General features: G+C 36.5%; 15 protein-coding genes. 7 read left to right on the forward strand and 8 right to left on the reverse strand.

Annotated elements, in window-relative coordinates; all coding sequences use genetic code 11:
* Positions 1-740: KGG domain-containing protein (locus F935_RS19135; RefSeq protein ID WP_016138521.1), on the reverse strand; the 740-nt coding region annotated here is incomplete at its 3' end.
* A gap of 470 nt (positions 741-1210) precedes the next feature.
* On the opposite strand from F935_RS19135, the gene F935_RS08385 reads away from it, so the two are divergent.
* Together F935_RS08385 and F935_RS08390 are read left to right on the forward strand one after the other, a co-directional pair.
* Positions 1211-1603 (forward strand): DUF6367 family protein, encoded by a 393-nt coding sequence (locus F935_RS08385; RefSeq protein ID WP_016138522.1) that lies wholly within the window; start codon positions 1211-1213, stop codon positions 1601-1603.
* A gap of 140 nt (positions 1604-1743) precedes the next feature.
* On the forward strand, positions 1744-2622 hold the full coding sequence (locus tag F935_RS08390) for an SDR family oxidoreductase (RefSeq protein WP_016138523.1): 879 nt from the start codon (positions 1744-1746) through the stop codon (positions 2620-2622).
* A gap of 56 nt (positions 2623-2678) precedes the next feature.
* Here F935_RS08390 and katE read toward each other — a convergent pair whose 3' ends face one another.
* Entirely contained in the window at positions 2679-4823 is a 2145-nt protein-coding gene (katE, locus tag F935_RS08395) for a catalase HPII (protein WP_080645567.1), read from the reverse strand.
* Positions 4824-4871: 48 nt separating this feature from the next.
* The gene (locus F935_RS08400) at positions 4872-6284 is read right to left on the reverse strand and encodes an iron-containing redox enzyme family protein (RefSeq protein WP_016138525.1); all 1413 of its coding nucleotides are present in this window, start codon (positions 6282-6284) and stop codon (positions 4872-4874) included.
* 315 nt (positions 6285-6599) lie between these two features.
* On the opposite strand from F935_RS08400, the gene F935_RS08405 reads away from it, so the two are divergent.
* The 3 genes from F935_RS08405 to F935_RS08415 all read left to right on the forward strand — a co-directional run bounded on the left by F935_RS08405 (position 6600) and on the right by F935_RS08415 (position 8021).
* On the forward strand, positions 6600-7076 hold the full coding sequence (locus F935_RS08405; protein ID WP_016138526.1) for a CinA family protein: 477 nt from the start codon (positions 6600-6602) through the stop codon (positions 7074-7076).
* Positions 7077-7357: 281 nt separating this feature from the next.
* Positions 7358-7588 carry a hypothetical protein gene (locus tag F935_RS08410; RefSeq protein ID WP_016138527.1) on the forward strand — a complete coding sequence of 77 codons (231 nt, stop codon included), beginning with the start codon at positions 7358-7360 and terminating at the stop codon, positions 7586-7588.
* 115 nt (positions 7589-7703) lie between these two features.
* A complete protein-coding gene (locus F935_RS08415; protein WP_016138528.1) occupies positions 7704-8021 on the forward strand; it encodes a hypothetical protein in 318 nt (105 codons plus the stop codon).
* A gap of 89 nt (positions 8022-8110) precedes the next feature.
* Here the strand turns inward: F935_RS08415 and F935_RS08420 are convergent, their stop codons facing one another.
* Together F935_RS08420 and F935_RS18835 are read right to left on the reverse strand one after the other, a co-directional pair.
* Positions 8111-8539 (reverse strand): hypothetical protein, encoded by a 429-nt coding sequence (locus F935_RS08420; RefSeq protein ID WP_016138529.1) that lies wholly within the window; start codon positions 8537-8539, stop codon positions 8111-8113.
* Between the two features lie 266 nt (positions 8540-8805).
* Positions 8806-8952, reverse strand: coding sequence for a hypothetical protein (locus tag F935_RS18835; RefSeq protein WP_016138530.1), 147 nt, complete (start codon positions 8950-8952; stop codon positions 8806-8808).
* A gap of 904 nt (positions 8953-9856) precedes the next feature.
* On the opposite strand from F935_RS18835, the gene F935_RS19045 reads away from it, so the two are divergent.
* Positions 9857-10159, forward strand: a complete 303-nt coding sequence (locus tag F935_RS19045) for a hypothetical protein (protein ID WP_016138531.1) — start codon at positions 9857-9859, stop codon at positions 10157-10159.
* Here the strand turns inward: F935_RS19045 and F935_RS08430 are convergent.
* On the reverse strand, positions 10152-11057 hold the full coding sequence (locus F935_RS08430) for a LysR family transcriptional regulator (RefSeq protein ID WP_016138532.1): 906 nt from the start codon (positions 11055-11057) through the stop codon (positions 10152-10154). The two genes, F935_RS19045 and F935_RS08430, sit on opposite strands and share 8 nt — an antisense overlap.
* 111 nt (positions 11058-11168) lie before the next feature.
* Here F935_RS08430 and F935_RS08435 point away from each other — a divergent pair, with 111 nt between their 5' ends.
* On the forward strand, positions 11169-12407 hold the full coding sequence (locus F935_RS08435) for an SGNH/GDSL hydrolase family protein (RefSeq protein ID WP_016138533.1): 1239 nt from the start codon (positions 11169-11171) through the stop codon (positions 12405-12407).
* Between the two features lie 49 nt (positions 12408-12456).
* Here the strand turns inward: F935_RS08435 and F935_RS08440 are convergent, their stop codons facing one another.
* A complete protein-coding gene (locus tag F935_RS08440; RefSeq protein ID WP_016138534.1) occupies positions 12457-13812 on the reverse strand; it encodes an MFS transporter in 1356 nt (451 codons plus the stop codon).
* A gap of 83 nt (positions 13813-13895) precedes the next feature.
* Positions 13896-15179 (reverse strand): DcaP family trimeric outer membrane transporter, encoded by a 1284-nt coding sequence (locus F935_RS08445; RefSeq protein WP_155237764.1) that lies wholly within the window; start codon positions 15177-15179, stop codon positions 13896-13898.
* Positions 15180-15192 lie beyond the last annotated feature (13 nt).

Below are 15192 nucleotides of genomic sequence, written 5' to 3' on the forward strand. Positions count from 1 at the left end.
GAGCGGCTACCGCGATCGTCATCATCGTTGTCATCACGACTGCGACCTCGGCCACCTGAGCGGCTACCACGATCGTCATCATCATCGTCATCACGACTGCGACCTCGGCCTCGTCCGCTAGAACGGCTACCACGATCGTCATCATCATCGTCATCACGGCTACGACCTCGGCCACTTGAACGGCTACCGCGATCGTCATCATCATCGTCATCACGGCTGCGGCCACGACCTCGTCCGCCTGAGCGGCTACCGCGATCATCATCATCGTCGTCATCACGGCTGCGACCTCGGCCTCGTCCGCTAGAACGGCTACCGCGATCGTCATCATCATCGTCGTCACGGCTGCGACCACGGCCTCGATCACCTGAACGGCTACCGCGATCGTCATCCTCATCGTCATCACGGCTACGGCCACGACCACCTGAACGGCTACCGCGATCGTCATCATCATCGTCGTCACGACTACGACCGCGTCCACCATTTTTATGGCTTAAAGCACCCGCTTCACGCGCTTCCTCAGAGGTAAATTCATGTGCGTTACCACTTGCATGCGCTGCTCGGCCAGCTTCACGAGCTTCTTCGGAAGTAAATTCATGCGCATTACCACTCGCATGGGCTGCTCGCCCACCTTTACTCGCTATTTCTTTAACTCTTTCAGGATCCATACTTGCAAATCCACGATTTGAAGTACCTGTACTATTACTATTGTTATCATCATCTTCGTATCTAGTATTAGCCATAGTTATATCTTCCTATATTTAATTATAGTCACTACCGCTTTTAATTAACGGATTTAATAAAGATAGAAGATTTATAATATTTTCCCAACCAAGTGATGTATCAATCCTTTTAAATGTATATAAAACAAGATTGCAAATTATTTATAACTTTATTATTTATAAAATATTTTAAAATTTTAAATTATTATAATTTTTACCTTTTAAATAATCCACATACCCATTATTACTCAATCAAACATTACAATATATTTTTACAAAGGCATTTAAATAAACAACACTCACAACAAAAAATTTCAAAACGTACAGACTGATAAAAAACAAGAACACACTTACCGTTGAGCAAATATTTAACAAACAATTAATTTAATTATAAAACAATCACATATGCAATTACATTTTCAAAAAAAATTTACTTGCGAGATTAAAATGAATATTTAAAACTAATTTAAAATGATAGGAGTAATTAAACAATGCAATTAAAAAATCAATACTCAACTCTACAATATCTGCATATTTCTATACCTGAAATTTTATTAGGCCATATTAAGTCTAAGAATTCATGGCAGAGCTACGATCAAGAATGGAGCTATAGATTAGATCCTCCTCATGCTAGCCATCCATTTCAAAGAGATTTATACATTATTAAATCAAAGAATATTCAGCAAGAAGATATATACTCAAACTCAGACGACATATCTATTAAAAATTCAGAAGATATAGAAGCCGCTAAAAAAATAATTAAGCAAATATTAGACCTATCTAATAATCTACCGATAGAAAACTGGTTAGAGGATACAGAAAATCGATTTATTATTAAAAGTATGATTGATAAAAATAAAATCAAATTAATAAATATTATTTAACTTTTAAATATAAAATATTTATTTACATCCTTATATATAAAATAACAAAGACAACTTATTAAAAAATTCATTTTACTCATATTTACGTAGCAATAGATCATTATAGAAAAATTAGATATTAAAGCAGAGGTATTTGAAACATGGAAAACTCAACCAATCATTATCCAACATCCGCCCCCGCACAAGTTCAATCTCATCAACCAGGCGATCAGGAAAAAATGCATCCTGAACCAGAAATTATAAAAAGCTCCCATAAAGGAAGCGATAAGTTAAAAGATAAAGTTGCCGTTATTAGTGGTGGTGATAGCGGTATAGGTCGTTCTGTTGCAGTATTATTTGCCCGCGAAGGCGCTGATGTTGCAATCCTTTATCTTGAAGAAGATGAGGATGCCGAAATCACCAAAAAGCTCGTTGAAAGAGAAGGACAACATTGCCTTTTATTAAAAGGTGATATTTCTGACCCAGATGTTGCAAAACTAGATATTGATAAAGTTCTACAACATTATGGAAAAATTAATATTTTAGTGAATAATGCTGGCGTGCAATATCAGCAAAAAGAAATTGAAAGTATTAGTAATGAGCAATTAGAAAAAACATTTAAGACAAATATTTTTTCAATGTTTTATCTGACGAAAGAAGCAATTCCTTATATGGAAGAAGGCGACAGTATTATTAACACAACCAGTATTACCAGCTATCAAGGCCATGATGAGCTGATTGATTATGCCAGCACAAAAGGTGCGATTACGACTTTTACACGTAGCTTATCGAACAATTTAATGAAACAAAAAAAAGGAATTCGGGTAAATGGTGTTGCGCCGGGACCAATCTGGACGCCATTAATCCCGAGTAGTTTCGATGCAGAAACTGTCGAGAAGTTTGGTAAAGACACGCCAATGGGAAGAATGGGACAACCAAGTGAAGTTGCACCTGCCTACCTTTTCCTTGCCTCAGATGATGCAAGTTATATTACAGGTCAGGTGATTCATGTAAACGGTGGCCAAATCGTAAATGGTTAATCCGTAAGATATAAAAAAGCCCTGAAAGATAAATCTTTCAGGGCTTTTTTTGTTTATTAAGCTGGTACCTGAGCGGCTATTTGTTCTCGTGACCAAACACGATGAGCCATAATCAGTTTTTTGAATTTTTCAGCAATAGGCTGGAATTCATCTTCAACTAAAGTACCTTCATCAGCAACTAAACCTAGCGGTTCAAGCAAATCAGATTTATTACCTAAAAACGCAATTGGTTTTAAATGCTTATAAGCTTCGAGTACATAGTGGCGCGCTACACCATCTTGCAGCACAGCATTTAAGTTATCGCCATCAGGAATAATTACCGCATCATAAGCAATTGAAGGTTCAGCCATTTGCATACCATCAGCGGTAATAATGTTGTCTTTATGGTCTTTTACTGGAGCCAAGCTCGGCGCTAGTAAATGAACAACCGCACCTTCTTTAATCGCCCAATTTTTAATAGCTTCAAGTGTATCTGACTTCACAAGGTTATGAATAAGTACTGCAACTTTTCGGCCTTGAATATCTGCAGGAGGGAAAGCCAAGAAAGATAATTTAGCCGATTTTTCAACTGCGGTTTTCTTATAATCTAGCGTCAAATCAGGAACTTCAATTCCTAAATTAGCGCCTACTTGTCGAGCTAAGTCGAGATCAATGTTTGCCAAAATTTGTTGAACTTGGCGCTCACGAATGTGTTTTCTTTGCACTTTACTTAATTCAAAAGTATAGGCATCGACCACATGCTTTTGCTCGTGAGGGGCAAGGCTTTTGTAGTAAAGGCGCGGTTGTGAAAAATGATCGGAAAAGGTTTCACTTCTTTGACGAAGCTTGTGTCCGCTAATTTGTTCAGGATAGCTTTCAAAGCCACCATTTGAAGCAGCGGGTGGCGTTTCTGCTGGCCAATCATTATCAATTGAGTTTGGTTGATATGAAGCCTGCCCTTTATGAATCGTATGTTGGTGAATACCATCACGTTGATTGTTGTGGAATGGGCATACCGGTTTATTGATCGGAATTTGATGGAAGTTCGGTCCCCCCAAACGACTTAACTGTGTATCGGTGTACGAAAATAGGCGTGCTTGTAGAAGTGGGTCATTTGTAAAATCAATTCCTGGCACAATATGTCCCGGACAGAAAGCCACCTGCTCTGTTTCTGCAAAGAAATTATCTACATTTCTATTTAAAACAAATCGGCCGATTGGTGTTACTGGAACCAACTCTTCAGGAATAATTTTAGTTGGATCTAACAAATCGAAGTCAAAGTTCATTTCATCTTCTTCTTCGACAATTTGTACACCCAACTCCCATTCAGGATAAACCCCATTCTCAATTGCTTCGTAAAGATCTCGACGATGGAAATCTGGATCTTTACCTGCAAGCTTTTGAGCCTCATCCCACACTAAAGCACTTAAACCTTGTTTAGGGGTCCAGTGGAATTTCACAAAATGTGATTTACCTTGAGCATTAATAAGACGGAATGTATGAACACCAAAGCCTTGAATTGAGCGTAGATTACGTGGAATAGCACGGTCTGACATTGCCCAAATTACTGCATGAGCTGACTCAGGGACTAAAGATACAAAATCCCAGAAAGTATCGTGTGCAGTTGCTCCTGTTGGCATTTCTGTATCTGGTTCAGGTTTTACCGCATGAACAAAGTCTGGAAACTTAATACCGTCTTGCACAAAAAATACTGGCGCATTGTTGCCGACTAAATCGAAATTACCTTCTTGGGTATAAAATTTAATCGCAAAACCACGAATATCACGGACGGTGTCAGCAGAGCCACGTGATCCCTGCACTGTTGAGAAACGTACAAAAATTGGCGTTTGGATGCTTGGATCAGTTAAAAATCCTGCTTTTGTTAAACGTTCATTTCCTTCATACGCTTGAAAGTAACCGTGCGCGCCTACACCACGCGCATGCACGATACGTTCAGGAATACGTTCATGGTCAAAATGAGTAATTTTCTCTCTTAAAATAAAATCTTCTAGTAGCGTCGAACCACGAATACCCGCTCTTAAGCTATTCTCGTTATCCGCTATTTTAACACCTTGGTTTGTGGTTAATGCTTCATTGGTTGCATCGTCTCTGACTGAATCTAATTGTTCAGTTTTTTGGGTAGTATTGGCTTTATTTGCAGCATCAGCTCCAGCCATTTCACTTGTTTTATTTGTTGATTTAACATTATCAGTCATGTTCATTACCTATGTTTTAAAGTTAAACGTGGGGTGAATTAAAAACTTCAAGAGTTAGTTTTTGTTAAAGGAACTTAAATATGGAAAAAGAAGCTCGACATATTTACGCGTGCTCCAAAGTCCAATGCTTTTATGGTGTGAATCTGGGGCCAAAAACGGAGTCAGCTTGCATATTTTTATGGCGAGATCATGTGATTTCTGAACACGCTCTTGTAAGGCATCAAGTTCGCCATCAGAGATATAGCTAAACAAATAATCTTGAATACGTTGGCTATTATTTAATGCCCTGCTATATGCCAAGACATTAGAAGAATGATCATCGCCTGCAATCCAGTCATGAATAATTTGACGCTCTACAGGGTTAAACACCCCAAACATTTTTCCATTTTCTTCATTAATCATTCGCCAGAACACACTCAGTTCAGGGTCAGCCTTAAATTTGATCCACTTGTGTTCAATTAAATGTGATAACAGGCCGCTAACATCATCTGGATTTGATAACCATTGATTAATCGTTTTACATCCGAATTGTCGGCTTTCGTTATGAATTAACTGACCAACTAAAGCTTTTCTTTTCAAAATTTTAAGGACTAAATCTTCAAGATTTAAATTTTTAATAATTTTTGAAGATGAAACACCATGACCATTAAGAGCAAAACCGCGCTTCAATTTATTAAAGAAAAGTTCTTTATCTCTATATTTATCGTAAATATTTTCTATAACTTTAATTGCTTTATCTGCATGCCCGTTATCAATGTTATCGATAGTGATGTGCAAATTAAAATATTTAGAATCAATACCTAATTCTGCAAGCTCATAATTGCTGATGAGTAGATGAAGTGGTAATTGCTCATAGCCTAAATTAAAGCCCACAATCTCTGGAATGAACTCAGACGGAGCATAACCAAGCGCCAACTGAATTACGGCATTATGGTAATATTCATCTTCTAAAAGCACATCAAAACTATCGAGACCCAAACTACGTAGCAAGTCATCATAAATACAGACATGGTTTGCTTTCGGCTCACCTAGTCCCAGCTCTTCTAGATAAGTAATAATGAGGTCATGAAAAATCGGATCATTCCAGTAGTGAACTGAACTATAGAGCCATGCACCATCTACTTTTTTAGTTGGGGAAACCTTAATTAAAAATTCGAATGCCTGACCGACATTCTTAAAATACTCTCTCTCGCCCCCGTTTTGTCTACGGTTTAGGTAAGTCTGAAATAATTCACAGTTTTCTTTATTGTCATTCTCACACCATGCTTTAATCATATTTATATTTGAAGGAAAATCTATTTCCTTTTGATCTAGTTTATCTATTTCTTTAATCAGAAAATCTCTTGCTTTCTTTTCTTTTTCAAAACTAGAAATATCAGGATCAAGGAAAAAAACAAATAATTCGTAATAGTTCTGTTGATTATCTTGTAGTAGGTCTAATAATCTTTCTTTCACTACAACAGGCATTTCTATTCTCCTTTAGTGAGATATAAATTACCATACTTTAATCAAACCATAATCCCAGCACCCCTTTGTTATATTACGTTATTAAGAAACAATCATTTCCCACAAAAATCTTAAAATTCAATACCATGAAAATTAACACAACATTACATTCTCAACTTTAGAATAAATTAACCTTCTGTTTTTATAAAAAATATATAAATTTTAAACTTAAATTACATTTGAGTTACTTTGAAAAGTATAAATATTAAAAAATTAACAAAAAGAAATTAAAAATAATTTTATAACTAAATTAAAAAACATGTAAGGAGAAAACAAATGTTTAACTCATGTTGCAAATTATTAGCACAAGAAAAAATTAAAATTGCACTTTTTGAAAGTGCTTCTGCGGGCTATCTAGCTTACCGCTTTTCTTTAAGCCCCTATTCGGGCGATATTCTTATTGGAAGCTTGGTCAGTTATGACTTACGTGTCAAAGAAAATACACTTCATATCTCTTCGGAACTTATTGAAAAATATACACCTGAATCGATGCAAGTCACCATAGAGATGATCAAAAAAGGCAAAGAACTCTTACATGCCGATCTTTATATTGCATGCACAGGACTCTTAAAAAAGGGAGGTTCTGAAACTAAAGAAAAACCTGTAGGGACCTTCTTTTATTCTATTTATTATAAAAATCAGTTCTATAATTTTAGACGAATATTCAAAGGACCACCTTGCCTTAAAATAAGACAACTTATTTATTGCATTTCTAAAGATATAGAATACATAATATTAGATAATAAAAAATAGATATTCCTAAATATAAAATAACAAATACACATTTAGAAATGATCATAGTATTTCTTTAACACCAATGTACTTAAATGTAATTTAATCAACTTTCATATTAATTATGTTTATTTGATAAAAATTACATTTTATAGAAATCAATGTTTTATTTAATTTTAGAAGTTACAGTTAAATATTGGGTAACACCCTTAAGCTTCACATTATAAATTTTCATGCTTAAATAAACCTATCTGAAGCTCTCAGATAAAACACACATCATAAATGATATGAGGTAATTAAAGATGAGCACTACTAATAATCAAAGCAATCAACGTGATAATCAACAGCAACAACAACAGCAAAATGACAACCGCAATAACCAGCAACAGCCAAACGGCAACCAACAGCAAAATGATCAACAGCAACAAAACAATCAGCAACAACAGCAAAATGACAACCGCCGCCAACAACAAGGCTCTAATCAAAAAGATTCAGGCCAACAAAACTCAAATAACAACAATCAGCAACGCTAATCCATTGCTGACTTGAATGTCATTTGATGCGGTCATTCATTTTATTTAGGAAGGTGAACTCACCTTCCTAAATTTAACATAAGCATAAAATTAAATAATAGATGAGGAAAAACTGATGACAGATCAAAATAGCGATCACGCACGACTGCCAGCTGGCGACCATAATTATTCTGACACTTATTGGCGCGAAAGTTACCTTACTCGTCCTTATTATCAAGAAGCTCAGCTTACTACACCAGATCTAGATTTCGATCGAGATTTTTCAGCAGCCTATGAGTTAGGTCATCGCGCACGTACCGAATCACAGCAAGGTACTCAATTTGAAGATGTCGAAGGCGGCCTAGAACAAAAGTGGGAAGAACTCAAAGCTGAATCTCGCTTAAAATGGGAACATGCAAAACAAGCGATTAAAGATGCATGGAATGGAAGATAATTTCTTTTTTTAATATTTTCTATTAACCCAAAACTATGAGCTTATTTCCGATTGGCCCTCGGAAATAAGCTCTTTTTATATGTATCTATTTAACTTTCTTTTTTCTTAAAATATTCAATAATTTCTTCTCCGTTATTTACAGGCGTTTCTGAAGTAGAATAAGTTTCCTCATAAGCGTAGGTAGGTAAAGCAACCTTCGCTTGGATTGGTGGTAACTTTTCTTGTCCACCTGTTGTAATCCGTTCAATAAAACCTGCAAGCCATAATACAAATTCTTGAGTATTCCTACTCTTAGGAATAATACTTAAATCCAATTTAATTTTAGATTCTTGTAGAGGTTTAATCAGTAATTCAGCAAAATCAATATAATTGTATAAAAGCTTAAGCTTTGTCCCCTTAAGCTCATGTCTGAGTTCAATCATCAAATTGTTGAGATCTTCCATAGGCTCATCTGTAAAGCCTTTTTTTTCTTTAACATTTTGATATATTTTCTCAGCTATTCTTAAGTACTGGGGCATATCCTTACCTTTATAAAACTGTCATCACTAAAATGAATTTTGGATGAATATAAGTAATTTATTGTGTTTATTTTATTAATTTTTTGAAACGATAACTCATCCTAGCAACAATTTATTAACAACAAATTTATAGAAAGACTATAACTCACTAATTTATTGATTAATTTTATATTTTCATATAATTATTTTTTTTATTATGTTACATATTTTATAGAAAATAACGATAAGAAAACCCACCTAAAAGTGAGTTTTCTTAAATGAAATAATTATGAGTTTTTATTCATTTGCTGAGGAACGGTTGGATCATTAGAGCCATGTGTTCCATCATCATCTGTTGAGTTTCGATCTTGGCAAGCGCTCATACCCATAGCAATTGCAACGACCATACTCACTGCACAAAAAATTCTTACCATTGCGGTCACCCTGATTAATTTTAAGATGTAGGCTTATGAATAACATTATCTTCTGTTGGCCTACCGCTGCGGTTCTCTTAACTTTTGTAGATTATGCAAGCTTTTGTAAAAATCAAAATTAAATAAATGATTAAAAAATACCATTCTTGCAATTGATATTTTAATTAAATTTTGGCACTGGCTAATTATTTAAGATTGTTATATTCAGAAAAGTAAAATTGCTCACCCTTTCTAAGTTTGTGTCTTATTAAGTCAATGATTGCAAACAATATATAAATTAACAATTAATAAATATTTGATATATAAACATTTAAACTCAAACATTAAGATTAGGTATAATAATTAATCAATCGTCTAAATTCTAAATAATCGCTTATTTTATTAATCAAAATTTAAAAATATTAATATTTGTTTATATAAACCAATCTTTTATTTTTGCAATTGACCCGCTTTAATGCTCAGCTTATCATGCTCCGGCTGACCTATTTTGTCAGTCGGTTTTAGCAGATCGTCTACCTAAGTGCACTAAAAACACGTTTTTTGGTGTGGAGCCCCTCGTGCCTTTGACGGAGGAACGGGAGTGGGACACCTTCGGGTGTGCTGGTTTCTTAGGTATCAGTCTGCTAACCCTCTTTCGTTTCACCACCATAATTAATAGCAGTGATTGGGCGTAACTTCTTTTATCAAGGAGTCTCTAATGACTATTATTTTATATCATTTTATTTTTCTTAAACTTCATTATCTTATCGTTCAGCTTAAAACACTTTTAAAGAATTCCTCTCATCTTTTCACCTATCCCGACTTTTATCTTTACACGGAAAAAATCTCAAGATTTAACGCCAGCTAAAGATTAGCCCCTCTATAAGCATAACTTAACGATAACAACAACCAACGAAGAGCAATAATGATGTTTTTTTCATATCGTATTGTTTTAGTGTGCACCCTATTAATAAGTTCTATAAGTTTATTAGGTTGCAGATCTATTAGTAAAAACGAATTCAATACCCATTGTATGTGGTCAGGCCGTGCGCTCTCACAATGCAATTGTATTTATAACTCTTTAGAAGAACATTATTCGCCACAATTTGTACAAGACCTACCAAAAGTAAGCTTACAAAATATTGACGCGAACATGAACTTTGTGGAAACCATGAATGAAACAATTCACCAATGTCAGTTAAGTGCAAGAAAAGACCCAATTAACTGATATTTGCATGCTCTACCAAGAAATCTAAAAAGACCCGTACACGTTTAGGAACATATTTATCATGACCGATCCAGACAGCATGAAATTCTTCAGAAGCATGAATATTCCAGTCTTCAAGAATTTTAATTAACTGCTTTTGTTCTAGCGCTTTTCGAATTTGAAATTCATTTAGCTGTGCAATGCCAACATCGGCAAGCGCTAACTGCAAAATCGCTTCTCCATGATTTACTCTTAAAACCTGAGTAGGCAGGAGTGCGATTTCTTGATCTGCTTTTTTAAATAACCATGTTTTATTCTGGCGTTGATAACTTACGTCTAAAAGTTGGTGTTCGTAAAGTTCATCTGGATGCTGTGGACAACCGCACTGTGTAATATATGTTGGTGAACATACATAATGTTTATGCGTGCTCCCCAATGAACGCGCCACTAGATTTGAATTTTTTAATGGCCCTGTCCGAATGGCAACATCAATTCTTTGCTCAACTAAATTAATGACTTCATCACTTAAATGAGCCTCTAATTCAATTTGTGGATAGCGCTGATTAAATAAAGAAATACAAGGTAATAAAAAATGCGTCCAATATGAAAGACTGGTATGAATTCTTATTCGCCCTTTCGGTGTGTGTTTGGCAGTAACCGATTGTTCAAGCTCATCTAGCTCACTGAGTATTTGAAGACCCTGCTCATAAAACTGGCATCCTTCACTGGTGAGTTGAAACTGGCGTGTTGAACGGTTAAGTAACCTTACCCCAAGTCTTTTCTCTAAACGAGCAATTAATTTACTGACAGCAGACGGCGTCATGTCGCATGCTCTTGCTACAGCAGAAAAGCTTCCTAACTCGACCACACGAATAAAAATTGCCAGCTCGCCAGATCGATTAATATCAAAATATGACATAACGAAATCTATTTATGAATCTGTTTCACAAATCTTATTCCGCTTAGACCGCTATAACAAGCCAGCAATTTGTTTCAAGATAACTTTAATTCGTTTTAAAGAGTTCATGAGATGAAACTTTATAAATCCGCCCTATTCTCTCTGGTTTTAATTACGAGCTTTGCACAAGCAGAAGTACAAAAGAGCGAATGGATTACCACTTGGGCAGCTAGCCCCCAAAAAGTCTGGGATAAAGATTTTGTTTTCCCGACTCATATTCCTGAACAAATATCTAACCAAACGATCAGACAAGTGAGTCAAATTAGTTTGGGTGGTGTAAGTGTTCGACTTGTTTTTACCAATCAATATGGCAAAAAACCGCTTTATATTGATAAAACAACAATTGGCTTAGCGGACACAGCAAGTCTGAAATCTAAGAGCGCCTATCCTGTGTATTTTTCTGGGCAACTTAAAGCAAAAATTTTACCGGGCAAACAACTAGTGAGTGATCCAATCGAATTAGCTGTTCCCGATCATGCGCAGTTAATGGTAAATAGCTTTATTCAAAAGCCAACAACCTTTAAAACATTCCATTGGGATGCTAAACAAACCAGTTGGATTATTACTGGTAACCAGACAGCACACTTAAGTGTTCCTACGAATGCTCAAGCAACAACGGCGAGGTTATTATTGTCGGCAGTAGAAGTAAAACCGAAGCGTAAAGCTCATGTTGTTGCAGTTATTGGAGATTCCATTACCGACGGCGCAACTGCAACTCTAGATGCAAATTCTCGATGGACTGATTTTTTAGCTAAACGTTTATCAGCAGACCATGTGGCTGTCATTAATAGTGGAATTTCAGGAAATCGGTTACTTAACGACGGTATGGGTGACAGTGCTTTAAAACGTTTAAAAACTGAGGTGTTTCAATACTCAGGGGTTAAAACTTTAATTGTGCTGGTGGGTATCAATGATATTTCATGGCCCGGTACAGCTTTTGCACCTAAACAACAAATACCGTCTTTTGAAGCATTAACTGAGGGTTATAAACGTGTTGTAAAGGAAGCTCATGAGCAAGGTATTCAAGTGATTGGGGCGACGTTACTTCCCTTTTCAGGTGCTTTACCCAATACACCTTTAGATAATTATTACCAACCCAATAAAGATGAATTACGTCAGCGAATCAATCACTGGATGAGAACCAGTAAAACATTTGATGGGGTTCTGGATCTTGAGCAAGGCTTAAAAGATTCAAAACATCCTGAGCGATTGAATCCAATTTATGATTCTGGTGATCATTTACATCCAAATGATAAAGGTAATCAGCAAATGGCAAATCTGGTTCATTTAAACCAGTTACTTAACAAATAAAACTTCCAAATACAGGTAGGAATAATTTCCCTACCTGTATAAATATGTATTAGCCACCCTCTAGTTCAGTAGAGAGTTTTGGAGCAATATTTTTTTCTTCAACAGCATGTCGTCGCAGAACCATAACAGCGAAAAGCGCCAAAATTGCAGGGATTGCGATCATCACGAAATTCATCTTATGGGGCAATTCTAATACTAATAACATGCCTGTTAAGATTGGACCAACAATTGCCCCAATACGACCAACACCAGAAGCACAGCCAATCCCAGTAGAGCGCACACTCAATGGATAATATTGTGCAACGTAGCTATAAAGCAGAATTGAGGTACCAATCGTTGCAGCACCTGCAACAGTAACCAAACCATATAAAACATAGGCTGGTGACTTAAAGCCTAAACCTATTAATGCAAAAACACCCGCCAGCAACATTCCCATAATTACAGGTTTTAGATGGAATTTATCAGACAAAATACCACCGCCAATTGAACCGATCATTGCGCCAACATTTAGGGCAAGCAAGAATAAAATACTTTTGCCCAATGAATACCCTGCTGCAAGCATGAGTTTTGGTAACCAGCTGCTTAAGGCATACACCATGAGTAAGCACATAAAGAACACGAGCCAGAACATGAGCGTATTAAATGCACGACCTTGTTGAAATAATCCTTTTACAGAACTACCTGTGGGAACATTATCTTCATTAAGTACTAATTGCGTATTGATCGTTATGGTTTGCTCAGGTGAAATTTTTTGAATAATGCGCTGTGCCTGTTCAGTTTTCCCAGTCTTAACCAAGAAGGTTAAAGATTCAGGTAAAAACTTCCAAATAACAGGTAATAAAAATAGTGGAATACCGGCAATTAAAAACATAATTTGCCATCCCTGACTTTCAACCAAATAACTACCAATTAAGGCTGAAAGAATTCCCCCAATCGCATAACCACTAAACATACTCCCTACTAGAGTACTGCGTATGCGTTTAGGTGCGTATTCCGAGGTCAGAGCAACTAGATTTGGCATGACCCCACCAATGCCTAGCCCCGCCAAGAACCGAAGTACCCCAAACTCAAGTGGACTTGATGCAAAAGCGCCTAAAAAAGTGAACCCGCTAAAAAGAGTGATACAAATTAAAATCACATTTTTACGGCCTATTTTATCTGCCAAAGTTCCAAAGAACATTGCCCCAAACATCATTCCACATAGAGCCGTACTTGCTAACATTCCCGCCTGTACAGCGGTCAACGACCACTCTTGCATTAGCAAAGGCAGCACTACTCCATAAATAACCAGATCATACCCATCAAAAATAATAATTAATAAGCACCAAAGTAAAATACTCCAGTGATACGATCTAAACTTGGCCTGATCAATAATTTCATTTACATTTAATTTAGAAGTTGTCATTTACCCACCTCCTCTGTGAGATAAATTCATATTCAATTCTTTTAAAAAGAAAAAACAGATTATTCAAGGTTTTGTTGAGTAAATTAAAAGTCATAAGTCGCCATCATATTGAAGCGGTTATCAATCCCGTTACGTCCATCAAAAGTTTCTCGTTCGCCATACACATATTCGACACCCAACGTAATTGGCTTGTAAGGGTTATAAAGTGCATTTACCCAGCCCTGCCAAAGCTGTTTGTTTTGAGTGGTGCTATTACGTTGTAACTCGGCAAAACGGTTGTCATCTTTGGCTTTCATATAGCCATAAGCTAAGGTTGAACGGATTTTTGGCGTAAATTGATGAGTAATACCCAAAGAAACGGTGTCAAATTCATTGCTATGCATATTGTTTTGATCATCTATTGCATAGCCGCTATTACTCCATAGCAAGAAACGCCCATCTCCTTTGACATGGTAATAATCGGCTTTGAGTAAGGTATCGGGCGTAATTTGATATTTACCGCCGAAGCCCACGCCCCAAGCGACTTGCTCATCATTATTAGTTCTTTTTTCGGCAACTAAACTACGGGCAGATAACATCGAACCATTGGCAAATTTATGATTTAAGCGTCCTACCAAAGCTGGTAAGCGCATTTTATTGTCAGGGTCAGTTGTCGCAGTATATTTCGGGTCTTCAACAGATATTGCAAAACTCGTATTGGCAGTTAAGTTATCGCTATAGCGGACGAGAGGTGATCTTAATAATGCACTGCCTACAAATGTGCCTGCATCAATCGTTTCAGGATAATATTCAGGTGCGATAAATGTTGACCACGTTTGACCGATGAGCCATTTATCAAACGTTAAATAAGCATGGCGTATCCGAAACTGATCACGAGTTGCAGCCCCAAAGAAGTCCATTTCCAGTTTCCCGCCGACATCACCCGCAGCAGTTGGAGTTTTAAAATTCAACCCAAAACGTGTCACATTAACGGTACTGTGTAATTGGTCTTTTTGAGCAGATTCTTCTGGCGTATTTTCGAGTGGAACACCGCTAATATTGTTATACATGGTAGATGCGCCCTTCATTTGATATGAAGCATCTGCCCGTATATATCCATATAAGTTAAATTCAGCACCAGACTTAGTTAACACTTGTTTTGTAGGCTGAGCAGCTTGAGGAGTTGCAGAAGTTGCCAGCTCCACTCTTTGTTGCGATAAAGATTTTTGAGCTTGTATATTTGCTTGTAGCATAGCCCGTAGTTCTTTTACTTCTTGGCGAAGTTGTTCTATTTCAGGATCTGTTTGACCTGCAAAAGCAGAAGACACAAACAGGGTCACAGAAATAGCTAATAGGCTTTTTTGAACCGTTGTATTTAAAGCATTTATCATAAAACTTTCC

The organism is Acinetobacter calcoaceticus ANC 3811 (genome assembly GCF_000399665.1).
GTDB lineage: Bacteria > Pseudomonadota > Gammaproteobacteria > Pseudomonadales > Moraxellaceae > Acinetobacter > Acinetobacter calcoaceticus_B.

Coding starts and splice junctions, on each gene's coding strand:
- F935_RS08435 (WP_016138533.1), top strand. CDS start 11,169: ATGAAACTTTATAAATCCGCCCTATTCTCTCTGGTTTTAATTACGAGC.
- F935_RS08400 (WP_016138525.1), bottom strand. CDS start 6,284: ATGCCTGTTGTAGTGAAAGAAAGATTATTAGACCTACTACAAGATAAT.
- F935_RS08420 (WP_016138529.1), bottom strand. CDS start 8,539: ATGCCCCAGTACTTAAGAATAGCTGAGAAAATATATCAAAATGTTAAA.
- F935_RS08385 (WP_016138522.1), top strand. CDS start 1,211: ATGCAATTAAAAAATCAATACTCAACTCTACAATATCTGCATATTTCT.
- F935_RS19045 (WP_016138531.1), top strand. CDS start 9,857: ATGATGTTTTTTTCATATCGTATTGTTTTAGTGTGCACCCTATTAATA.
- F935_RS08410 (WP_016138527.1), top strand. CDS start 7,358: ATGAGCACTACTAATAATCAAAGCAATCAACGTGATAATCAACAGCAA.
- F935_RS08405 (WP_016138526.1), top strand. CDS start 6,600: ATGTTTAACTCATGTTGCAAATTATTAGCACAAGAAAAAATTAAAATT.
- F935_RS18835 (WP_016138530.1), bottom strand. CDS start 8,952: ATGGTAAGAATTTTTTGTGCAGTGAGTATGGTCGTTGCAATTGCTATG.
- F935_RS08415 (WP_016138528.1), top strand. CDS start 7,704: ATGACAGATCAAAATAGCGATCACGCACGACTGCCAGCTGGCGACCAT.
- F935_RS08440 (WP_016138534.1), bottom strand. CDS start 13,812: ATGACAACTTCTAAATTAAATGTAAATGAAATTATTGATCAGGCCAAG.
- F935_RS08430 (WP_016138532.1), bottom strand. CDS start 11,057: ATGTCATATTTTGATATTAATCGATCTGGCGAGCTGGCAATTTTTATT.
- F935_RS08390 (WP_016138523.1), top strand. CDS start 1,744: ATGGAAAACTCAACCAATCATTATCCAACATCCGCCCCCGCACAAGTT.
- katE (WP_080645567.1), bottom strand. CDS start 4,823: ATGAACATGACTGATAATGTTAAATCAACAAATAAAACAAGTGAAATG.